The organism is Corynebacterium sp., assembly GCF_030538285.1.
GTDB lineage: Bacteria > Actinomycetota > Actinomycetes > Mycobacteriales > Mycobacteriaceae > Corynebacterium.
In genome coordinates this window covers 15,176-36,168 of sequence record NZ_JAUNUG010000011.1, presented here as the reverse complement: position 1 = coordinate 36,168, position 20,993 = coordinate 15,176, and the positions used below count along the sequence as shown (strand labels likewise).

Genomic DNA, 20,993 nt, shown 5'->3' with positions numbered 1-20,993 from the left:
ACACTCCCATGACCACATTTTCACCCAGTCGACGCACGCTCGACCCCGTCACCTTCGAGGTGCTGAAGAACGCCTTCGCAACCTCAGTCAACCTCATGAGTGAGCAGATTCTGCGAACCTGCTACTCCTTCGTCATCTATTCCCGCGACTTCTCCTCCGCCCTGTGCGACGCCGAGGGCAATACTGTCATGCAGGGAGATCAGGACATCGCCGTCCACGTGGGCACACTCCACTTCCAGTGCCAGGCGGTAATCCGGGAGTTCGGCAACGACATCCACGAGGGAGACGTCTTCGCCGTCAACGACCCATACGCCGGCGGCACGCACATGAACGACGTCTCCTTTATCCGGCCTATCTTCCACGACGGCGAGCTCCTCGCCTTCGCCCAGAACAAGGGCCACTGGGCCGATGCCGGGGGCTCGGTGCCCGGTTCCTTCGACGTCTCCGCGAAGGACTTCTACTCCGAAGGCCTGCGCATCACCCCGGTGCGCCTGTGGACGAAGGGATTGTTTCTCGAGGACGTCGCCAAGCTCATGGCCGCCAACACCCGCAGCCCGGAGATCGTCATGGGTGACCTCAAGGCGCAGGCCGAGGCGACCGCGGTGTGCGAGCGTGAGATCCACCGCCTTGTCGACAAGTACGGGCACGAGACCATCAAGACCGCCCTCCGGGAAACCCAGGACTACGTGGAGGACATCGTCACCGCCCGGGTGAAGGCACTCCCGGACGGCGAGTGGACCACCGTCGACTACATCGATCTGGATCCCGCTCGAGAGGAGGGGCTTGTCCCCATCCAGGTGACCATGCGCATTTCCGACGGCCGCCTGTCCTACTCCCTCGACGGCTCGGCGCCAGCGGTCGCGAGCTTCCTCAACGCCGGGTATGGCTCGGCCTTCTCCGGGGTGGTCGCCGGCACCAAGACCTTCTTCCCAGACGTCCCACTCAACTCGGGGTTGTACCGGGCAATGGACGTCGACCTCGGACCCGAGGGAACAGTCGTCAACGCCGGTCTCCCCCACGCCGTCACCGGATTCTGTTCAGGGCCCTACGAAAAGATCATGAACGCTGTTTTCGAACTCTGGTCGAACCTCATGGAGGACCGGGCCATAGCCTGCTCCTTCAACCTCGAGTACCTCCTCGTGGGTGGCTGGGACACCCGCGAGGCCCAAGCCAAAGAAGACAAGGGGGAGTTCTTCATGTGGTACGACTGGATGGCTGGCGGCTGGGGTGGACGCACCGACCGGGACGGGTCCTCCGCCACGGCCCCCGTCTTCGGCCCCGGGCTCGCTGTCCAGCCTGTGGAGGGCCAGGAGCGTCTGTCCCCCGTCATCACCAGCCATCACTCGCTGATCACCGACTCCGCTGGCCCGGGCAGATACCGGGGTGGCCTGGGAGTGTCGAAGGGCGGTGTCCTCACCGACTGCGCCGACACTGTCATGAGTTACTGCTGTGACCGCTCCCGTTCGGTCACCTGGGGCATCGAGGGCGGGTTACCCTCCATCCCTCAGGGCGTGTGGCTCAACAGGAACAGCGCCGACGAGCAGCACCTCGGTGCCCTGTTCTCCAATGTCGAAGTCGGTCCGGGCGACACCTTCGAGCGCCCCAGCGCCGGTGGCGGAGGATTCGGGGATCCCCTCGAACGGGATCCCGCTGAGGTCCTCGAGGACGTCATCGATGGCTACGTCTCCATCAGCCGCGCCGCCAAGGACTACGGCGTAGTCATCCGGGCCATCGACCCCGAGATCGACGAATACGAGCTCGACGCCGCCGCCACGGCTGAACTCCGCGAGGAACAGCGCCGCACCCGCGTCGAAAAGCTCTCGGAGGACCCGGAGAGGGTCGCCGCGCGGTACCGGGACGGGGAGCTCGATCAACTCGACCTCATCCGCCACTACGGTGTCATCCTCGACTGGTCCACCGATGAGCTCCTGCCCACCACCACACGTCAGTTCCGGGCGCAGCTGGACAAGCGCACCCTCGCCGCCTGGGGCTGAGAACACCCGAAGGCCCGAGGTGTAGCAGCCTTGCAGCTACACCTCGGTGGTTTCCGGGGTCTCCTGCGGGGCGAACTGCTTGCGCAGCATGAACAGGTTGCGCACCGTGTCTTCCTTGATGCCTTCCTTCATGCCGTTGAACATGTCGCCGCCCTCCTTCTGGTACTCGACCAGCGGGTCGCGCTGCGCCATGGCGCGCAGGCCGATGCCCTCCTTGAGGTAGTCCATCTCGTAGAGGTGCTCGCGCCACTTGGTGTCAATGACCGGGAGGATGACCATGCGCTCGATGTTGCGCATCTGGGCCTCGCCGCCGATGGCGGAGACGTTGGTCTCCAGCTCGTCGTACTGGGCGTTGGCATCGGCAACCAGTGCGTCGCGCAGCTGCTCGGCGGAGAGTTCGCCGCCGTTATCGTCGAGAAGCTGCTGCCAGCTGAACGTCGGGCCGTAGAGGGTCTCGAGGGCGTTCCACAGCTGATCCAGGTCCCAGTCCTCGACGTAGCCGACGGCGGTGGCGCCGTTGACGTAGGCGGTGACGGTTTCGTCGATCATGTTGCGGATGTACTGCTGGATGTCCTTGGACTCGAGGATCTCGCGGCGCTCGGCGTAGATGACCTTGCGCTGCTCGTTGAGCACCTCGTCGTACTTGAGGACGTTCTTGCGCATCTCGAAGTTCTGGTTCTCCACCTGCGCCTGGGCGCCCTTGATGGAGTTGGTGACCATCTTCGCCTCGATCGGGACATCGTCCGGGACGTTAAGGCGGTTCATCATGTTCTCCATGGTCTGGCCGACGAAGCGGACCATGAGGTCATCGCGCATAGAGAGGTAGAAGCGGGTGGTACCCGGGTCGCCCTGACGGGCGGACCGGCCACGCAGCTGGTTGTCGATGCGGCGGGACTCATGGCGCTCGGTGCCCAGGACGTAGAGTCCACCGGCCTCCCGGACCTTGTCGCCGAGTTCCCGGGCGCGCTCGCGGGCCCGCGGTAGCTCCTCGTCCCAGGCTGCCTGGTAGGCCTCCTCATCCTCGAAGGGGTCGAGTCCTCGCTCACGCAGCTTGATATCGAGGATGACCTCGGGGTTACCACCGAGCACGATATCGGTACCACGGCCGGCCATGTTGGTGGAGACGGTCACAGCGCTGGGCAGACCGGCCTGGGCGATGATCTGGCCCTCCTGCTCGTGATGCTTGGCGTTGAGCACCTTGTGCGCGATGCCGCGGCGCTGCAGAAGCTCGGAGAGGTACTCGGAACGCTCGACAGAGGTGGTACCGACCAGGATGGGCTGACCGTTGGCCACGCGCTCGGCGATGTCATCGGCGACGGCGGCGAACTTAGCCTCCTGCGTCTTATAGACGCGGTCGGTGAGGTCCTCGCGGACGTTGGGGCGGTTCGTCGGGATCGGGACGACGTCGAGCTTGTAGATCTGGTGCAGCTCGGCGGCCTCGGTCTCGGCGGTACCGGTCATGCCGGCCAGCTTGTCGTAGAGGCGGAAGTAGTTCTGCAAGGTGACGGTCGCCAGCGTCTGGTTCTCGTTTTTGATCTCCACCTGCTCCTTGGCCTCGATGGCCTGGTGCATACCCTCGTTGTAGCGGCGCCCACCCAGGACGCGTCCGGTGAAGGCATCGACGATCATGACCTCGCCATTGCGGACGATGTAATCCTTGTCGCGGGTGAACAGCTCCTTCGCCTTGATGGCGTTGTTGAGGTAGCTGACCAGGGTGGAGTGCTCCGGGGCATAGAGATTGTCGATGCCCAGCTGGTCCTCCACATAACCGACGCCGTCCTCGAGCACGCCGACGGTGCGCTTGCGGTGATCGACCTCGTAGTGGATCCCCTCACGCATACGCGGGGCCAGCTGTGCGAAGACGTTGTAGAACTGGGAGGAACCGTCCACCGGGCCGGAGATGATGAGGGGGGTACGTGCTTCGTCGATAAGAATCGAGTCGACCTCATCGACGATGGCGTAGTGGTGTCCGCGCTGGACCAGATCCGCCAGGGAGCGGGCCATGTTGTCACGCAGGTAGTCGAAACCGAGCTCGTTGTTCGTGCCGTAGGTGATATCGGCGGCGTAGGCCTTCCGACGCTGGTCAGGCTGCATCTCAGAGAGGATGACACCGACTTCGAGGCCGAGGTAGCGGTGGACACGACCCATCATCTCGGCGTCACGCTTGGCCAGGTAATCGTTGACCGTGACGATGTGCACGCCCTTGCCCTCCAGACCGTTGAGGTAGGCGGGCAGCACGGAGGTCAGGGTCTTACCTTCACCGGTTTTCATCTCGGCGACGTTGCCGAAGTGGAGGGCGGCACCGCCCATCACCTGCACGTGGTACGGCTTCTGGCCGAGAACGCGCCACGCGGCCTCACGGGCAGTGGCGAAGGCCTCGAGGAAGATGTCGTCAAGGCTCTCACCGTCGGCGAGACGGGTGCGGAACTCCTCAGTCTTCCCCTTGAGTTCCTCGTCGCTGAGCGCGGTGTACTCGTCGTCGAGGGCGAGCACCTGCTCAGCCATCTTGTCGAGACGCTTGACGGTGCGCCCTTCACCGGCGCGAAGCAGCTTGGACAGTCCGAACACGTGCAGTCGTCCTTCAGGGTCAGGTGGGTTTTTGTTCTTCCGCGCCATTGTACGCAACAACGCCGATGCCGCTGCCCCCGGGATGGGTGCAGCGGCATCGAATGATCAGGCAGGGAGGGTTAGTTCTCCTCGTCCGCCAGGGAGATCAGGCCGTAGTCGAAGGCGTGACGGCGGTAGACCACGGATGGGCGGCCATTCTCCTCATTGATGAAGAGGTAGAAGTCATGGCCCACGAGCTCCATCTCCGACAGGGCGTCATCGACGCTCATCGGGGTGGCGGTGTGCTCCTTGGTGCGCACGACCTGGCCGGGGACGACGTCCTTGACGGAGTCGGCGTACGGATCAACGTCGTACTCCGCCTCCTCGCGAGCCTTCGCTGCCTCAGCCGCCAGGTTGGCGGCGGTGACGCCGGTCGAGGTCGGTGCACGGTGGCCGGAGCGCGAGATGGAACGACGTGCCTTGACCTTGCGCAGGGAACGCTCCATCTTCGCCAGAGCGGTCTCCAGTGCGGCGTAGAAGCTGTCCTCCTTCGCCTCGGCGCGGGCCAGATGGCCCTTACCGGTGGCGGTGATCTGGATGCGGTCGGACTCCGACTCACGGCGCGGGTTCGGCTCGTGCTGGAGTTCCACATGGAAGAAGGTCAGGGTCGGGTCCAGGCGCTCGATCTTGGCGAGCTTGGAGTTGACGCGCTCGGCGAAATGCTCCGGCACCTCAACGTTGCGGCCCGTGATGGTGACCTGTGCCTCGGGGCTCAGGACATCGGTGTTCTCAGCAGGTGATGTCATCTGCTTCCTCCCTAACTATTGGTGGGACTACTTCAAGTCACTCCCCATCGTACATCTGGTCATAACCGGGCGGCCATCACCCCCGCTGTTTCATGCGTGACAGATCACAATGGCACCGACCACCGTCACCCCAGCCGCAAAAAGTACCTCTGAGCTGGCCGCGAGCGTTGATCCGGTGGTGGCGACATCGTCGACAAGCAGCACGGACCCCCGCGGAATCCCCCTTAATTCCACAGCTCCGGACAGATTTTCCCGCCGCTTCTCGACGCCCAGACCCACCTGGTCCCCCACGCTCCCACGATGGCGCAGTGCCTGGCTGACGGCCAGGCCGCTGGCGCGGCACACGTCCGTAACGGGGTCGCCGCCACGCACACGGGCGTTGCGCGGGCGGGTGGGGGCGGGGACGAGGACGGGGGCGTCGATAAGCTCTCCGCGGGCGGCGAGAAAACGCACACCGGCGGCGAGCACCGCACCCACGTGCCGCCGTACCGCCAGATTGTTGCGCTCCTTCATCGCCAACACCACCCGGCGATGTGTGTCGGCGTAGGAGCCGAAAGACCACACGGGCACGTGCGGATCGACACGGGTGTGAATGCGCTGCGGTGGGCTGGCCAGCACCTGGCGGCACCGCGGGCACAACAGCTCCCCCGGCTCACCGCAACCGGCGCAGCGACGCGGGAGGAACAACTCCATGTCAGTTCGCGGCCACCGGGGCGGCGCGCATGCCCTGCAGACCGGAGACCTCACGCCAGAAGACATTGTCACCGCCGGAGGTCGGCAACTGGAGGGTGGCCTGCGCATCGGTGAGATACAGCATCGCCGGGGTCGCCGCCACAGCCACGACGGGCGCGGTGATGTTGCCGGAAGGCAGCGACGTCGCCGCGGAACCATCCTGCTCCACCCGCCACACCGGTGTCTCCGGCGTGGACGTGCCCACCAGCAACGACCCGTCCGGCTGCCAGTCCAGTGACAACGCCGTACCGCCCAGCTGCGGGGCGAGCTCCCGCACGTTGACGATGCGCCGCTGTGCCGGGCCGGGGCGTTCGACGACTCCGACGTGGACGCGGCCGTCGATGATCATGGCCACCCGCACCCCGGACTGGGAAAGGCGGATGACGGAAATCTCACCCGGGATCGTCGCCAGGGCCTCGGAGTTGACGTCTGACGCAGTGAACTCCCCGGTCGGCCCGGAACGGACGACGCGGGCAATCCGGTCACCATCGACCACCACCCACAGGTTGCCCGGGTCGAACTCGAAAGTCGGCCGCGAGATGGTCTCGGCCCGCAACGCCTCGCTGAGACCGCCCTCCAGCGGACCGGTGAACAGGACCGACTCATCCCCCTGGCGGCGCACCACTGCAACATTGCCCTGATCGGACACGTCCACGGACTCGACATCGTTGTACTGCCCCAGCTCACCCTCCACGGGGGTCACCTGGTTGGAGGAGACACGGCTGACCCGGCCGTCACTGAGTGCGAACAACGGCACCGGTGCGGAGGCGTTGACGCGCGGGTTGTACTCGGCGAAGTCATCGGTGTTGAGGGTCTCATATCCCGGCGCGAGGGGCTCCCCGTCGACGACCACGGTGTAGGGCTCCGGCACGTTCGCCACCGCCAGGGTCCACACCAGCTGCGCGGCGAAGAGCAGGCGATCCTCGGCGTCGACGTCCTCGAAACCGGTGAAGTGATAGGCCCCGTCGACGATGCCGGCGAAGTTCGCCCCCGCGGGCACGATCTGCCGCACACCCGGCTGCAACGCCGGAGAAGGCCCCTCCAGCAGCAGGGTGATCAGCGCCGAATCAAGTGACTGGTGCCCCGAGTAGATCCAGCGGCGGTCAGAAACCAGGACTCGGCCTTGCGGATCAAAGAAGAATAAACGCTGTGGCTGGAACTGATTACGCAGCTCCGTGCGCTCCAGGACCACGCCGGAGGGCAGGGACTCAATGCGCCACTCCCCTGCGGTCCGCACCATCTCGATCGTGGCCTCGTAGACACCATTCTCCGGCTCATACGCCCCGCCAGGGGCAATATTGCCAACCACAGCGCCGCGCACATTGAAGGAACGTCGCTCCGCCGTCGACCCAGCCGCGGTGACCAGGTCAATCCGGTTGACCACCAGCACCGAATCATTCGGGTCCCACTGCTCGGCAGTCTCCGCGGTCAGATAAGCGCGGGCGGCCTGGAAATCCTGCACCGGGTGCGCGTTGGCGGTGTAAAAATCACGCAACAGCAGGTCAGCCTCGCGGCCGGGCTGCGGGCCCAGATCCGAGTCCTCCTCCACCTGCGGCTCAAAGGAACGCAGGGCCTGCGGCTCAGTGTTATTCGGCAGGGTGGTGCACCCGCTCAACAGCGCGCAGGACACCACCAGGGCGGTCAGTGTACGGGGATATCTCATGTAATCGGAGCCTCCAGAGCCAGGGGGCTGTTGGCAATCGAATGCTGCGGTTGACGCGGCAGGACCACCCTGAACTGCGAGCCCACCCCGCTGGTGCCGGCGGCATCAAGCTGACCACCGTGGAGGACAACGTCCTCGCGGGCGATCGCCAGCCCGAGGCCGGTGCCGCCGGAGTGGCGGCGTCGAGAAGCATCAGCACGCCAGAAACGGTTGAACACGAGCTCCTCCTGACCGGGCTTGAGGCCCACCCCGTGGTCGGTGACCGTGATCGCCACGGTTTCATCGTTGGCGGCCAGCGCCACCTCGACGGGGTTGCCTTCCGAATGGTCGATGGCGTTGGCGATGAGGTTACGCAGCACGCGCTCGATACGGCGGGAATCGCCGGTGAACATGACCGGCTCATCCGGGGTATGGAAAACGACGTCGACCTCGAGTTTCTGCGCGAGGTGGCGGGTCTGCTCCCAGGCGGAGGTGATGCACGAGCGGGCGTCGATACGCGCCTCGGAGAGGTCGGCGACGCCGGCGTCGTGGCGTGAAATCTCCAGCAGATCCGCGAGCAACTCCTCGAAACGATCCAACTCGCGGATCATCAGCTCGGAGGCGCGCCGCGTGTGTGGTTCCAGACTCTCCGGATCAGAGGCGATCATGTCCGCCGCCATGCGCACGGTGGTCAACGGGGTGCGCAGCTCATGCGAGACATCGGAAGTGAACTGGCGTTGCAGGTTGCCGTACTCCTCCAGCTGGTGGATCTGCTTGGACAGTTTCTCGGCCATGTCGTTGAACGAGACCGCCAGCCGCGCCATCTCATCCTCACCGTCAACCACCATCCGCTCCCGCAGATGCCCCGCTGCCAGGCGCTGCGCAATCCGCGACGCCGAACGTACCGGCGCGGTCACCTGTTGCGTGGCCAACCAGGCGATACCGACCAGCAGCACAACCACCACCACGCCCGCCGCCGAGAGCAGACCGCGCAGCAGCGCCAGGGTCTGCTCATCCGACTCCATGGACAACACCAGATACACCTGCAGATCCGTCACATCGGTATCCGTCGGTGTGCCGATGACCAGCGCGTTATACGCCGAACCATCTGATCGTTCGGCGGAGGTGAACTGGAAAGACACCTGATCCTCGGAGACGAAGTGGCGCAGCTTCTCCGGGATGCGGTACCCCTCCGGGGAGGTGACGGTGGAGCCGTCCTGCTGCGCGACGACCAGCACCGGCTCATACACCGCGGCTGTCCCCGAGGCCGCACTGCGCTGCGTCAGCGCGGCGCGGGCAGAATTGAGCCGCACCTGCACCGTAGAGGTCGCCGACGTCGCGTCGATCTGCTGCTCGACGGCCACCCGCGCGCGATCGATCTCCGAATCGGCGATATCCAGCTTTGTGTCCACCAAGCGCGAGGTGACTACCGAGATGAGGGCCATCCCCAAGATCGTCATGACCACTACCGAAGCAATGAAAATCAGACCGATGACCCGCACCTGGAGCGAGGTCCGCCACGTTTCGCTGACACGTTCAAAGGCGCGGTTGAAGTAGGCGGGGATCTGTTTGAGGATGGGCGGACTCCCCTATTCAGCCAGACCGGTCTTGTAACCCACGCCACGCACGGTGAGCACGATCTGCGGGTTCTCCGGGTCCTTCTCGATTTTCGCCCGCAGGCGCTGCACATGGACATTGACCAGTCGGGTGTCGGAGGCGTGGCGGTAACCCCACACATTCTCCAGCAGTTCCTCGCGGGTGTGCACCTGGCGCGGCTTGCGGGCCATCTCCAGCAGCAGGTCGAATTCCAGCGGGGTGAGCGAGATCTCCTCGTTGCCGCGCTTGACGGTGTGCTCCGGGACGTCGATAGTCAGGTCGCCGACCTCCAGGATCTCCGTCGGCTCCGAGTCGGTGCGGCGCAGGCGTGCCCGGATGCGGGCAATGAGCTCCTTCGGCTTGAAGGGCTTGGTCATGTAATCATCGGCGCCGGTCTCCAGCCCGAGGACCACGTCCACGGTGTCGGTCTTGGCGGTGAGCATGACGATCGGCACGCTGGATTCCTGGCGGATGGCGCGGCAGATGTCCACGCCATTCATGCCGGGGAGCATGAGGTCGAGGAGAATGAGGTCCGGCTGGTGCTCACGGAAAGCGGGCACGGCCTCGTTGCCGTCCATGACCGCGATCGGTTCGAAGCCCTCGGTCTCCAGGACCAGGGTGAGCATGTCGGAGATCGACGGGTCGTCGTCCACAACCAGAATCTTGGGCGCCATGGAAAATCACAGTCCTTGCAGTTTGTGTGAGATCTCTTGCAATAGTACGTCCGGATCAGTAGTCACCAGCCAGCGACCCGCCCAGCCCTGCTCAGCCAGCCTAAGGTAGGCATCGTAGGTGCGCTGCTGCAGGTGAGCGTCACGCTCGTAGCGGTCGCGTTCCCGGGAGGCGTCGAGCTTCTCCCGCGAGGCCGCTCTTTGCGACGCCGTGTCCGGCTCCGTCGCCAGCAACACCTGCAGGTCGGGCAAGGGGAGGCCCAGACGCCCGAACTCCAGGTCATAGACCCAGTCGGCGACGGCGTCGTCCTGCAGACGGGCGGCGGAGTAGGCGGCATTGGAGGCGACGTAACGGTCCAGCAAAATGACGTGTTCGGAATCGATATAGGGCTCCAGCTGCTCCCGCGCGCCATGCCGATCCAGCGCGAAAAGCGTGGCCATGGCGTAGGCCGAGTCGGTCAGGTCCCCCATGCGGCCGTGCAGCGCTTCCTGGACGAGTTGCGCCGGGGCGGAAGTGTCATAGCGCGGGAAGGCCAGCACATCGGATTCAAGGCGCTCCCTGATCGCCGTGACCAGGGTGTTCTTGCCGGCGCCGTCGATTCCCTCGATGGCGATAATCATCTAGGACAGGGCCTCAGTGAATGCCTCAACATCCTCGTCGCCCTCCACGGACTCCAAGAGCTCGGCGGCAGCCTCGTTGAGTGCCTCGTCGCCGGAGCCGATGAGCTCCCGGATGAACGGGTAGCTGTCCGCCACATCACCGGCGGAGAACGGCGCCCCGGCCCAGATCGCGGCGATCGTCGCGGCGGCCAGGCCATTGAGACGCTCAACCTCATTGACGTTCGGCTGCTTCAGCACGAGGAGGCAGGCGTCACGCACAGCCTCCGCCACGTCATCGCTGTCGAGATCATTGAGCTCATCGAGGAAGTCGATGTTGTCGTCCTCGGCGAAGATGGCGACATCCCAAGTGCTCATTGCGGATTTTTCCTCTCTATCCCGAAACAAGTCGTTTTTTACTTATTCTTCTGATACGTTGTTACCGAGTTGTTACCAGTAAGTCACACGGAAGGAGTGGGACCAGGTGAGAAACGAAGCACGTCGCGTCTACCTCTTCATCTTCATCGGCCTGCTGGCTGCCGCGGCGATCGGTTATGGAGTCTGGCAGGCCAGCACGCCCACAACCCCTTCCGCCTCTGATACTGCCACGGTAACCCCCGAGGTAGCCACAAATTCAGATTCCGCCTCAATGACCGAGGTCACCACCCCCTCCACAGAGCCCGAAACCTCCTCCGAGGCGGTCGCCCAACCTACCTCACCCCCGCTTGCCGACGACCCTTTCCTGGCCCCCCACGCCATCGTTCAGGCAGTGCCCAGCACGATCGCTCCGACGACCGTGTACCGGCCGGAAAATGTCCGCCCTGTCGCTACCCCCGAGACGCTGGAGCCGACTGAGGCCGAGACCAGCGAGGCCACCGATACTGAGCAGACTGCGGTGACCACCCCGACGACGGCCCCGACAGAGCCGACCACGGAGACCACCACGCCTGCTCAGCCGGGCGAGACCCTCACCCCGGACGAGGACGGTCCGACCGAGCAGCAGACCGGCCAGACCGTGTCCCCGGAGCCTGCTGAGACTACTGAACCAGCGGAACCGGTGGAGACCGCCCAGCCCGAGCCGACCGAGCCTACGATCGAGCAGGCCACCGTCACCCAGCCCAATCCTGCCCCCTGGTGGGACCTGGGCCGCTGGTTCCCGTTCAGCTCCTAACGCCGCCCGGTGAGTTCGTGCATAACCCCCGTACTTAAGCATGGCGAAAATGCACGAACCCCGGTGACCTCAGTCCTGCACCACCCGCGCGCGAAGGGCTACGCGGAATACCGTGCCGCGAGGCCCCTTCCCCGTGCAGCTTAAGGCGCCTCCGCGGCATGGTCTTCCGCCTCACACCAGCCGGCCTCACGCGCAGGCGATGAACAGCTGCCCGCCCTCGACGGAGGAGATTTCCCATGCGGGGTCGTCGGCGGGGATCCAGGCCGCCTCGCCGGGGCGCAGCCCGAGGTTGCCCACCTGGATTTCGCCGGCGGTGCACAGTGCGATGGTGGGGCCGTCGTGGTGGTAGGTGAATGCGCCGGCGGGGGCCAGGTCGTGGCACTGGAGCCGGAACTCGCTGGCAGGGGTCTCGAACTCGCCGTCGACGCAGGTGACGATCGGGTCGGTGATGGAGTTGAAGCGCAGGATCCGCACCAGCTCGGGCACGTCGACGTATTTGGAGGTGAGTCCGCCGCGGAGGACGTTGTCGGAGTTGGCCATCACTTCGACCCCCAGGCCGGAGATGTAGGCGTGGAGGTGGCCGGCGTCGAGGTAGAGGGCCTGGCCGGGGCTGAGCACAATGTGGTTGAGCAGGAGGGCCCCGAGCACCCCGATGTCGCCGGGGTAGCGCTCCTGCAGGTCGAGGACGGTGCGCAGGACGTCGGAGATCCAGTCACCGCGGTCGAGTTCAGACTGCGCGGCGGCGACGATCGAGTCGATGAGTGCCACGCGCGCTGCGGCGGGGATGGTGATCCAGGTGGTGAACAGCCCGCGGAGGCTGTCTTCCTCGGCAGCCGGGTCGAGGATGGTGAGGTAGCGGTCGAGCTCTGGGCAGTCCAACTCCCCAAACAGCGCGAGGGTGTCGGCCAGGGGGCGGAATCCGACCATGGCGTGGAAGTCGGTGAGTGCGACAACCAGCTCCGGCTTGTGGGAGGGGTCGCGGTAGTTGCGGTGCGAGGCGTTGAGCGCGATGCCTTCGGCGTTCTCACGCTCGAAACCTTCGCGGGCCTGCACAGCGGAGGGGTGCGCCTGTAAGGACAGGGGCTCGGCGGCGCCGAGGAGCTTGAGCAGAAAAGGCAGCCCGTCACCGAAGGCGCCCTGCACGCGGGGGCCCAGTGCAGCGGCGGGGTCGGCTGCGATGATGTCGGTGAGCGGGCGGTCGTCGATAAGCGAGGAACCGACCGGGTGCGCGCCGTACCAGACTTCAGCCTCGGGGCGGGAGGACGGGGTGGGCTCACCGCGCAGCCCGGCGATGAGCGTGCGCGATCCCCAGGGGTAGCTCCGGTAGGTGCCGGTGAGCTTCTGCATTCAGTAGTCCTCAGATGGTGCTTCGGGCGAATCGTAGGTGGTGGCGGCGAGTCCGCGGGTGATCAGGATGAGAGCCGCGGCCACCGCTCCGATCCCGGGGGTCTCGCAGGTGACGGCCAGCGCATCGGGGATGGCCCCTGCGACATCCGGCTCCTCGGCCCAGACAACAGTCCTTAAGGGTACCAAATCAATCGGACCGTCAATGAATGGGTCGTGGAATGGGTTGCGTACGGGCGGGGCCGTCGGCGGCTCCAGTTCGTCCATGGCAGCGGCCCCGGAGGGCAGGCCCTTGAGTGACCACAGGACAGCCATCATCTCGGCGACGGCGATCCCGTGGCGCGAACGGCCGGTGTGCAACACACGCGCCTGGTCGGCGAATTCCCGCAGCTGGCGTCCGGGGTTGACCATGGTGTCGCGTTCGGGTGAGAGTTGCTCAAGTTCTTCGTCAACGACGGCGGCGATCTCCTCCAGCCGCGGGGTGACCAGTTCGGGGCTTTCCTCCAGCAGGTCGAGGACGACGCCGATGGCACTGATCCCACGCGCCGGGGAGGGGCCGATCGCGGTGGGGAGGGCGGGGATGATGACGGTGTCGGAGGGGGCGTCGTCAAGCACGGGGCCACGCGGTGGGCCGACGAGGATGGTGGTGGCGCCGCGCCGGTCGGCGCTGATCAGCCCCTGGGAGGTTTCGGGATCATCCGCGCGGTCGCCGACGACGATGACCACATCGAGCGCGCCGACGTAGGAGGGCAACGCATCGGTGATGACAACGGGCACGCGCAGGGGGGCGCGCATGCGGACGACAAAGCGGGCGGCGGCGGCAGAGACCTGGTCAGTGGCGACGACCACCAGGCTGCGCGGTTGCAGCCGGTAGAGCCCCTCGAGGCGGTCGATCGCCCCGGCGACGGCCCTGATTTGCGCTCCTTCGTGGGCGATATCGTAGAACTTCACCGTCTCCGGCGAGTAGGCGGAACCGTCGAGGTAGCTGTTGTCCATGGCCCCAGGATAGTGCCCGTGGCCTGAGGGCAGGCTGTGTGCGACCATAGGTTCATGTCCGACGTCATTTATCTCGTCGCCCCCGCTGGCTTCCCCAACTTCGGGGATGAGTTCATTGTCTCCGCGTGGTTGCGGGAGATTGCTTATCGACGCCCCCGTGCCCGCGTCATCCTTGACTGCCACTCCCCCGGCCCGGCGGCCATTCTCCACCACAATGTGCATCCAGACCTGACGGTGACGGACACGTTGTGGCGGCTCATCGACGCCTGCAGCACGGAAGCTGAGGTACGTGCCGCGGTGGCGGACCCCTCGCGGGTGCCCGCGCTGGTCACCGGCCTGAATCTGGCGAAGTCGGCGGCGCTGGTTCATGTGCTGGGCGGCGGGTGGATCAATGACACGTGGCCGCAGCACACCCGCCTCATCGCGGCCGTCGGGGCGCTGGAGGGCCGGAAGGTGGCCACCGGCCAGGGCCTGCATCCGGGTACGCAGGTGGCTGAGCGCCTCGACTGGTCAGCTTTTGAGCTGCTCACCGTCCGCGATACCCCCTCGCTGGCACTGGCCGATGCGCTGCCCGCCCCCGATGATTCCTGGCTTGCCGCCACCGACCCCCAGGCGCGCCACGGCCTGGGCCATGGCCCCGAGGACGCGCGTCTGCGGGGCACGGTGGTCTCGGCGCAGTCTGACCTGTTGGGGATCGGGGTGGATGAACTGGCCGGGAGGTTGGTCCGCCAGCTGCGTGAGTTAGGCACTACCGGCGATGACCTGGCTTTTGTCGAGTGTATTCCCGCCGGGGACTGGCAGGTGTGGGACGCGATGTGTCGCCTGGATCCGCAATTGACCGCCGGCGCCCGTTTCGTCGGTTTCGATGAGTTGTGGGCGCACGGGTTACCTGCCCGCGCGGGGCAGACCTGGTTGTCCACGCGTTTCCATCCGCATCTCATTGCTGCGGCGCGGGGCGCCCGGGGCATTGCGGTCGCCGCCCACGAGGGCGACTATTACCGGGTCAAGCACGAGTCCGTGGGTTCGGGTTGGCCGGTAAGCACGCTGGTGGAGCCGACCCAGCCTGGCGAGGGGGTGGCGGATGCCGCTGAACGTCGGCTGGCGGCAGAGTCCACCGCCGAGCGCCTCTACCCCGCGGCCCGCCGGGAGCGTTGGAGGCGCGAGGCCAAGCGGGTGCTCAGGCGCGGATGACAGCGAGGATCTCGGCGACGAGTTCCTCCACCTCCGCGCGGGTCGGCGCCTCGACGTTGAGCCGCAGCAGCGGCTCGGTGTTGGAGGCGCGGACGTTGAACCACGCCTTCGAGTCCTTAAGGTCGACGGTGACACCGTCCATGTCATCGACGGACGCGGTGCGGTCGGCGAAGGCATCGAGCACGGCCTGCGTGCTGGCGGCCTGGTCGGCGACAGTCGAGTTGATTTCACCGGAGGCCTCGTAGCGGTGGTACTCGGCCATCATCTCCGACAGCGGCTTGTCCTGCGCGCCCAGAGCCGCGAGAACGTGCATGGCGGCGAGGATGCCGGAGTCCGCGTTGAAGAACTCCGTGAAGTAGTAGTGCGCGGAGTGCTCGCCGCCGAAGACGGCCCCGGTCTCCGCCATTTTCGCCTTGATGAAGGAGTGCCCGACGCGGGTCCGCACGGCGGTGCCACCGTTCTCGGCGATCACCTCCGGTACCGAGCGGGAAGTGATGAGGTTGTGGATGATCGTCGCTCCCGCGTTTTCCTGCAGGTAGCGCTTTGCGACGATCGCCGTGATCGCCGAAGGGCTCACCGGATCACCGTTGTCATCGACGACGAAGCAACGGTCGGCGTCACCGTCGAAGGCCAGGCCGATATCGGCCTTCTGCTCGACGACAAAGCGCTGCAGGTCCTTGAGGTTCTCCGGCTCCAGCGGGTTGGCCTCGTGGTTGGGGAAGGTGCCGTCGAGCTCGAAGTACAGCGCCCGCACATCGAGCGGCAGGCCCTTGAACACCTCGGGCACGGTGTGCCCGGCCATGCCGTTGGCGGCGTCGACGGCCACCACCAGCGGGCGGATGCTGTGCAGATCAACGAGGTCGCGCAGATACTCGCCATAGAGCTCCAGGGAATCCTGTTGCTTCTCGACGCCCCGCTCACCGTCCCATTCCGGCACCCCGTCGACCAGCATGTTGGTGATCTCCGCCAGTCCCGTGTCCTGCGAGACCGGGCGGGCACCCGAGCGGCACAGCTTGATGCCGTTGTATTGCGCCGGGTTGTGGGAGGCGGTGAACATCGCGCCGGCGCACTGCAGCGTGCCGGCCGCGAAGTAGAGCTGATCGGTGGAGTTCAGTCCCAGCATGATCACGTTGAGGCCCTGGGCGCGCACCCCTTCGGAGAAGGCGGCGGCCAGCTCCGGGGAGGAGGGTCGCATGTCATGGCCGATGGCCACGGTGGTCTCGCCTTCTTCCCGCAGCAGGCGGGCGAAGGCGGCACCGGTGTCCCGGATGAACTCAGGGGTGATCTGATCGCCGACGACGCCACGCACGTCATAGGCCTTGATCACACGGGACACGTCTTCACGGTTGTGCTTGGTCATGGGGAATGATGATACCCCGGATGTGTCTTAGTGGGACCAGACGACGATCGTGTAGATGGCACCGTCCCGCTCATCATGGGCGGTGGTGGTGCGGTAGGTCATCTCGGGATTGGTCGGCCAGGAGCCGAGCCACTCGAGCTGCTCCTGCGGTTGTGCGACGGGTCCGCACATCGCCAGGATGTGCACGCCTTCCCCGTTGCCCACCGCGGTGTACTCGGTCTGCTGGAGCTCAGTGGCGCATTGCGCGGCGTTGATCGGAGTGATCAGGCCCTCGTCGATCGAGTCGATCTCGAAGTCCGCGACATTCTGCATGTCCGCGCGCATCTGCGACTCGGGGTGGATGCGCGCGAGTTCCTCATCCAGCTCTGCTCGCAGCGCCTCAAAGCCGGCCGAGCGCGGGGTGTCCTGCGCCGTGGCGGAGTCACGCGTTTCTCCGGTGTCAATCGCGTCGAGCGCGGCAGCCACCTCGTCCAGGGACGCGGTGACCTCGGCCAGATCAGCGACCAGACTATCGGTGTCATCCTGTGCGACTCCGGGGGCAGCGAAGGTTACGGCGAGCAGGGCGGAGGTCGCCAGAATGGCAGCAATACGCGTGGTATGCCCCATGGCTACTGAGAATATCCCAGTTCCCGGGGTATGGGAAGCGGCGGAAACTAAATACTCTTAAGAACCCACTTTAAGGGGTGGGAGAACTATCAGGATCCTCAGTGGAGATGACACGCAGATGAGCGCGGCGGCGCTGTTTCTCGTCATACACCCGCCGGGCGCGGTGCACCGGATGCGGTGAGGTTTCCGGGTCGGAGGGATCAGCCGGGTGCAGTTCCGGGCCCGCGGACTCGACGAGGCCGCTGGTGACCCGCCCCGCCTCCCGGACAGCCTCGGCCAGTGCCGTGAGGTCTTCGTCGTCATCGATGTCGATGTGATTGACGCGCAGCATCTCCCAGCCCAGGGGGGCGGTGATCTTCTCCGCATGATAGTCGCACAGATCCCAGCTGTGCGGCTCGGCGGCAGGTGCCAGCGGGCCCACCACGGCCGTGGATTCGGCGTACGCGTAGGTCATGGTGGCCACGGCAGGCTTGCCGCAGCCCGGGCGGGAACAACGTCGGAACTGGCTCACGGGCACCAAGTCTAAACCCTTGCTTGAGAATCCGGTAGCCCTGCGCGCCGCCACCTTCCCGAGGGGCACACTGCCTAAGCTGATCCCATGCACACCAGGACGTTCCGCGACCGCCGCGGCCGGGGGCTGCGCGGCCCGTTATTACCCATGGAGATCCCGCGCCACCGCACCCGCGCGGAATCCTTCGACGTCGCCGTCCTGGAAGCCTATGCCCCGATCCAGCACTCCTATCCGGAGCAACTCGCGCAGCTCGACATCGCCGTGGACACCGTGCCGCGCATGCGACTGCGCGCCGACAGCATCCTGCCCGACGAAATCGTCGCCGATGGCCCGGTCCCCTTGGGGCGCGTCATCCCTGCGGGCATTGACGCGCAGGGGCGTCCCACCCGGGCCCGCCTCGTGGTGTTCCGCATGCCCATTGAGCAGCGCAGCGCCTCCCCGCAGGAGCGCGAGGATCTGCTGACGGGAATCCTCACCGCACTGGTGGCCCAGTACCTCAATCTGGATCCGCGGGACATCGACCCGGATTTCCAGTTCTAAGTGGCACACTGACCCCGGAATCACGAAAGCGACCCCGCAGGGTCGCTGGTATCGGTCAGTATCAGCCGATCTGCTTCTTCAGGCGGCGGCGCTCACGGTCGGAGAGCCCGCCCCAGATACCGAAACGCTCGTCGTGTTCGAGTGCGTACTCGAGACAGTCATCGCGGACCGCGCAGGCCTGGCAGATGCGCTTGGCTTCCCGGGTGGATCCGCCCTTCTCGGGGAAGAATGCTTCCGGGTCGGTCTGGGCGCACAGCGCCTGGTCCTGCCATTCCTGCTCGACAGCGCCGAACAGTTCATCGAGGCTCATGTTCGCAGCCGATCCGTCCATGCTGGCCACTCCTCCTCGGAGAACGGCGCCGTTAGCCATGTCTTCCACGGTGTCCCCCTTCTCCGGTCGGTGGTTGGTTGTGGTGTTTCTTACACTGATGTGATTACACACGCGATCACTAAATGTCGTCAACCGAAAAAGGGGGGAATATGAACCAGAAACACGTTCTCGCAGGCCGCTAATCACACCAGTAACACCAACCACACCTCTTCCCGCCCGGGGGGAGAAGGCGGGGGTACTACATATTGTGGAGGTGCGGATTCCTGACAACTACTGACAGGTTTCCCGGCGTGTCGTCACGCGTCAGAGGAGAAACGCACTCCATTGTCCGGAATGATCACACCTGGCCAGACGCGCATTCCGCCCTCCAATTCGCAGCGCGCACCGATCTGCGCGCCCTCACCGATGACACATCCGGTGATCCGCGCGTTGGCACCGATTCGGGCGCCGGACGCGATGATGGAATCGCGGATCACCGCGCCCGGTTCAATGGTCACGCCATCGAAAACCACGGTGTCGTCGAGGCGGCAACCCGCCCCGATCTCAGAACCACGCCCCACCCACGTGCCGCCGACCAGGATCGTGCCGGCGGCGACTCCGGCGGTGTCGTCAACAAGCGCCTCCCCGGTACGTCCTTCCAGCAAAGGGGAATGCGCGATGCCGCGCACCAGGTCGGAGGAGCCGCGGACGAAATCGTCGGGGCGGCCCATGTCGCGCCAGTAGGCGTAATCGACGTGGCCGAAGACACGGCGGCCGTCGGCAAGCAGCTTGGGGAAGGTCTCGCGCTCGACGGAGACGACGCGCCCCGCCGGGATCTCCTCGATGATCTCGCGGCGGAAGACGTAGCAGCCAGCGTTGATCTGATCGGTCGGCGGATCCTCGGTCTTCTCCAGGAACTCCAGCACCCGGCCATCGCCGGAGGTGGGCACGCAGCCGAAGGCACGCGGGTCGGGCACGCGCACGAGGTGCATCGTCACGTCTGCTTCCTTCTCGGCGTGCGTATTCAGGATCGCGCGCAGGTCGGTCCCACCGAGGACGTCGCCGTTGAACACCATGACGGTGTCGTTGCGCAGCTTGTCGTAGACGTTGCGGATACCGCCGCCGGTGCCCAGGGCCTCCTCCTCCACGACGTACTCGATGTCCAGGCCCATCTCGGAGCCGTCGCCGAAGTACTCCTCGAAGACCTCCGCCTTGTAGGAGGTCCCCAACACGACATGCGTGATGCCGGCGGCCTTGATGCGGGCGAGCAGGTGCTGCAGGAAGGGGTACCCCGCCGTCGGCAGCATCGGCTTCGGCGTGTTGACGGTCAGCGGGCGCAGGCGGGTGCCGCGGCCACCGACGAGGATGACGGCATCGGTACGCGAGGGATCAACAAGGAAATCAGACATGCGAGTCCTTTCTGTCGGCGCGGGCCCGGGTGACGGCGATGGAGCTGCGCGCCTGCAGTCCTACCCGGATCAGTCCCCGCAGGGGTGCCTGCCACCAGTGTGGCAGGCGATCGGCCTGGAAACGATAGGCCGACTCGTGGTGCGCGGGCAGCATGGTTTCCGAGTGCTGTCCCGCGACATGCCCCTTGGCGTGCGTGATCTTCGCCGCCGGGCAGTAGACGTTGGTGTAGCCGGCGCGCGCCAGCCGGTCGCCGAGATCCACATCCTCCATGTACATGAAGTAGCGCTCGTCGAAACCGCCGACCGCATCGAAAGCATCCCACCGCACGAGCAGGCAGGATCCGGACAGCCAGCCCGCCTCCCGCTCAGCGCTCATGTCGGCGTTGTCCTGGTACGCGCGCGTCCACGGGTTACCGGGCCAGATCTGCCCGAACAGTGCGTGTCCGATGCCGTTGCGCAGGGTAGGCACGGCACGGGCGCTGGGGTAGATTGTGCCGTCCGGTTCGATGATCTGCGGCCCGACCGCACCTGCCTGCGGGTGCCTGTCGAGGCAGTCGATCAGCGCATCGATCGCTCCGTCCTCGAACACCACGTCAGGGTTGCTCAGCAGCAGATAGTCGGCGCTAATGTCCCCCGCATCGCGGGCGGGCCGCAGGTGGCGGGCCCCGACATTCATGCCGGTCCCGTACCCCAGGTTGCCCCCGGTGGGCAGGTACTCGACGTTGTCGCTTCTCGACGCCGCTTCCTCCGGCACCCCATCTTTCGATCCGTTGTCAGCCAGCACGACATGCACGTTGCGGGTGGTGGCTGCGGGCAGGCTGTCGAGGAACGCCTGAAGGTGTCGGCCCGGCGAAAAGGTCACCGTGATAACGGCGATAGGTGGCTGCGAGGTGGTCACAATGCGTTGAGCATAGTGGGAATGGTTGCCGCGGGGCCGCTACGCCACTCCCGATGTCCTAGACTTAACCCC

At 65.7% G+C, this 20,993-nt stretch carries 20 protein-coding genes; 4 read left to right on the top strand and 16 right to left on the bottom strand.

Features of this window, described 5'->3' with window-relative positions; translation table 11 throughout:
* Positions 1–8 precede the first annotated feature (8 nt).
* Positions 9–1,994, top strand: a complete 1,986-nt coding sequence (locus Q4G50_RS05455; protein WP_303376638.1) for a hydantoinase B/oxoprolinase family protein — start codon at positions 9–11, stop codon at positions 1,992–1,994.
* 36 nt (positions 1,995–2,030) lie between these two features.
* On the opposite strand, the gene secA is transcribed toward Q4G50_RS05455, so the two are convergent.
* The 8 genes from secA to Q4G50_RS05415 all read right to left on the bottom strand — a co-directional run bounded on the left by secA (position 2,031) and on the right by Q4G50_RS05415 (position 10,963).
* Positions 2,031–4,562: a preprotein translocase subunit SecA gene (gene secA / locus Q4G50_RS05450; RefSeq protein ID WP_303376637.1), complete on the bottom strand. Its 2,532-nt coding sequence runs from the start codon at positions 4,560–4,562 to the stop codon at positions 2,031–2,033.
* A gap of 119 nt (positions 4,563–4,681) precedes the next feature.
* A complete protein-coding gene (raiA, locus tag Q4G50_RS05445) occupies positions 4,682–5,347 on the bottom strand; it encodes a ribosome-associated translation inhibitor RaiA (protein ID WP_303376636.1) in 666 nt (221 codons plus the stop codon).
* 90 nt (positions 5,348–5,437) lie between these two features.
* Positions 5,438–6,040 carry a ComF family protein gene (locus Q4G50_RS05440; RefSeq protein ID WP_303376635.1) on the bottom strand — a complete coding sequence of 201 codons (603 nt, stop codon included), beginning with the start codon at positions 6,038–6,040 and terminating at the stop codon, positions 5,438–5,440.
* Between the two features lies 1 nt (position 6,041).
* Positions 6,042–7,742 (bottom strand): MtrAB system accessory lipoprotein LpqB, encoded by a 1,701-nt coding sequence (gene lpqB / locus Q4G50_RS05435; protein WP_303376634.1) that lies wholly within the window; start codon positions 7,740–7,742, stop codon positions 6,042–6,044.
* Entirely contained in the window at positions 7,739–9,286 is a 1,548-nt protein-coding gene (gene mtrB / locus Q4G50_RS05430) for an MtrAB system histidine kinase MtrB (protein ID WP_303376673.1), read from the bottom strand. Before mtrB ends, lpqB begins: the two co-directional genes overlap by 4 nt.
* Positions 9,287–9,310: 24 nt before the next feature.
* Positions 9,311–9,991, bottom strand: a complete 681-nt coding sequence (gene mtrA, locus Q4G50_RS05425; protein ID WP_303376633.1) for an MtrAB system response regulator MtrA — start codon at positions 9,989–9,991, stop codon at positions 9,311–9,313.
* 6 nt (positions 9,992–9,997) lie between these two features.
* Positions 9,998–10,609: a dTMP kinase gene (locus tag Q4G50_RS05420; protein ID WP_303376632.1), complete on the bottom strand. Its 612-nt coding sequence runs from the start codon at positions 10,607–10,609 to the stop codon at positions 9,998–10,000.
* The gene (locus Q4G50_RS05415) at positions 10,610–10,963 is read right to left on the bottom strand and encodes a DUF4259 domain-containing protein (protein ID WP_303376631.1); all 354 of its coding nucleotides are present in this window, start codon (positions 10,961–10,963) and stop codon (positions 10,610–10,612) included. It lies immediately after the preceding gene.
* Positions 10,964–11,069: 106 nt separating this feature from the next.
* On the opposite strand from Q4G50_RS05415, the gene Q4G50_RS05410 reads away from it, so the two are divergent.
* Positions 11,070–11,756 carry a hypothetical protein gene (locus Q4G50_RS05410; RefSeq protein WP_303376630.1) on the top strand — a complete coding sequence of 229 codons (687 nt, stop codon included), beginning with the start codon at positions 11,070–11,072 and terminating at the stop codon, positions 11,754–11,756.
* Positions 11,757–11,942: 186 nt separating this feature from the next.
* On the opposite strand, the gene manA is transcribed toward Q4G50_RS05410, so the two are convergent.
* Together manA and Q4G50_RS05400 are read right to left on the bottom strand one after the other, a co-directional pair.
* A complete protein-coding gene (gene manA / locus Q4G50_RS05405; protein WP_303376629.1) occupies positions 11,943–13,103 on the bottom strand; it encodes a mannose-6-phosphate isomerase, class I in 1,161 nt (386 codons plus the stop codon).
* Positions 13,104–14,096, bottom strand: a complete 993-nt coding sequence (locus tag Q4G50_RS05400; protein ID WP_303376628.1) for a hypothetical protein — start codon at positions 14,094–14,096, stop codon at positions 13,104–13,106. It lies immediately after the preceding gene.
* Positions 14,097–14,150: 54 nt separating this feature from the next.
* On the opposite strand from Q4G50_RS05400, the gene Q4G50_RS05395 reads away from it, so the two are divergent.
* Positions 14,151–15,287, top strand: coding sequence for a polysaccharide pyruvyl transferase family protein (locus tag Q4G50_RS05395; protein WP_303376627.1), 1,137 nt, complete (start codon positions 14,151–14,153; stop codon positions 15,285–15,287).
* On the opposite strand, the gene Q4G50_RS05390 is transcribed toward Q4G50_RS05395, so the two are convergent.
* The 3 genes from Q4G50_RS05390 to Q4G50_RS05380 all read right to left on the bottom strand — a co-directional run bounded on the left by Q4G50_RS05390 (position 15,274) and on the right by Q4G50_RS05380 (position 17,770).
* Positions 15,274–16,647: a phosphomannomutase/phosphoglucomutase gene (locus tag Q4G50_RS05390; protein ID WP_303376626.1), complete on the bottom strand. Its 1,374-nt coding sequence runs from the start codon at positions 16,645–16,647 to the stop codon at positions 15,274–15,276. The two genes, Q4G50_RS05395 and Q4G50_RS05390, sit on opposite strands and share 14 nt — an antisense overlap.
* A 27-nt stretch (positions 16,648–16,674) precedes the next feature.
* Positions 16,675–17,253: a hypothetical protein gene (locus Q4G50_RS05385; RefSeq protein WP_303376625.1), complete on the bottom strand. Its 579-nt coding sequence runs from the start codon at positions 17,251–17,253 to the stop codon at positions 16,675–16,677.
* Positions 17,254–17,323: 70 nt separating this feature from the next.
* Complete coding sequence (locus tag Q4G50_RS05380) at positions 17,324–17,770, bottom strand: DUF3499 domain-containing protein (protein ID WP_303376624.1); 447 nt, start codon at positions 17,768–17,770, stop codon at positions 17,324–17,326.
* 81 nt (positions 17,771–17,851) lie between these two features.
* Between Q4G50_RS05380 and Q4G50_RS05375 the strand changes: the two genes are divergently transcribed.
* On the top strand, positions 17,852–18,304 hold the full coding sequence (locus tag Q4G50_RS05375) for a metallopeptidase family protein (RefSeq protein ID WP_303376623.1): 453 nt from the start codon (positions 17,852–17,854) through the stop codon (positions 18,302–18,304).
* Between the two features lie 61 nt (positions 18,305–18,365).
* On the opposite strand, the gene Q4G50_RS05370 is transcribed toward Q4G50_RS05375, so the two are convergent.
* From Q4G50_RS05370 to Q4G50_RS05360, 3 genes are all read right to left on the bottom strand, one after another.
* The gene (locus tag Q4G50_RS05370; protein WP_303376622.1) at positions 18,366–18,683 is read right to left on the bottom strand and encodes a WhiB family transcriptional regulator; all 318 of its coding nucleotides are present in this window, start codon (positions 18,681–18,683) and stop codon (positions 18,366–18,368) included.
* A gap of 248 nt (positions 18,684–18,931) precedes the next feature.
* Positions 18,932–20,023: an NDP-sugar synthase gene (locus Q4G50_RS05365; RefSeq protein WP_303376621.1), complete on the bottom strand. Its 1,092-nt coding sequence runs from the start codon at positions 20,021–20,023 to the stop codon at positions 18,932–18,934.
* The gene (locus tag Q4G50_RS05360; protein WP_303376620.1) at positions 20,016–20,921 is read right to left on the bottom strand and encodes a glycosyltransferase family 2 protein; all 906 of its coding nucleotides are present in this window, start codon (positions 20,919–20,921) and stop codon (positions 20,016–20,018) included. The genes Q4G50_RS05365 and Q4G50_RS05360 overlap by 8 nt, the downstream gene beginning before the upstream one ends.
* Positions 20,922–20,993 lie beyond the last annotated feature (72 nt).

Bases quoted from the DNA above. Each gene is read 5' to 3' on its own strand.
- Q4G50_RS05395 (WP_303376627.1), top strand. From the start codon at position 14,151: ATGTCCGACGTCATTTATCTCGTCGCCCCCGCTGGCTTCCCCAACTTC.
- raiA (WP_303376636.1), bottom strand. From the start codon at position 5,347: ATGACATCACCTGCTGAGAACACCGATGTCCTGAGCCCCGAGGCACAG.
- Q4G50_RS05415 (WP_303376631.1), bottom strand. From the start codon at position 10,963: ATGAGCACTTGGGATGTCGCCATCTTCGCCGAGGACGACAACATCGAC.
- manA (WP_303376629.1), bottom strand. From the start codon at position 13,103: ATGCAGAAGCTCACCGGCACCTACCGGAGCTACCCCTGGGGATCGCGC.
- Q4G50_RS05385 (WP_303376625.1), bottom strand. From the start codon at position 17,253: ATGGGGCATACCACGCGTATTGCTGCCATTCTGGCGACCTCCGCCCTG.
- Q4G50_RS05365 (WP_303376621.1), bottom strand. From the start codon at position 20,023: ATGTCTGATTTCCTTGTTGATCCCTCGCGTACCGATGCCGTCATCCTC.
- Q4G50_RS05375 (WP_303376623.1), top strand. From the start codon at position 17,852: ATGCACACCAGGACGTTCCGCGACCGCCGCGGCCGGGGGCTGCGCGGC.
- Q4G50_RS05400 (WP_303376628.1), bottom strand. From the start codon at position 14,096: ATGGACAACAGCTACCTCGACGGTTCCGCCTACTCGCCGGAGACGGTG.
- Q4G50_RS05390 (WP_303376626.1), bottom strand. From the start codon at position 16,647: ATGACCAAGCACAACCGTGAAGACGTGTCCCGTGTGATCAAGGCCTAT.
- mtrA (WP_303376633.1), bottom strand. From the start codon at position 9,991: ATGGCGCCCAAGATTCTGGTTGTGGACGACGACCCGTCGATCTCCGAC.
- Q4G50_RS05455 (WP_303376638.1), top strand. From the start codon at position 9: ATGACCACATTTTCACCCAGTCGACGCACGCTCGACCCCGTCACCTTC.
- Q4G50_RS05440 (WP_303376635.1), bottom strand. From the start codon at position 6,040: ATGGAGTTGTTCCTCCCGCGTCGCTGCGCCGGTTGCGGTGAGCCGGGG.
- lpqB (WP_303376634.1), bottom strand. From the start codon at position 7,742: ATGAGATATCCCCGTACACTGACCGCCCTGGTGGTGTCCTGCGCGCTG.
- Q4G50_RS05420 (WP_303376632.1), bottom strand. From the start codon at position 10,609: ATGATTATCGCCATCGAGGGAATCGACGGCGCCGGCAAGAACACCCTG.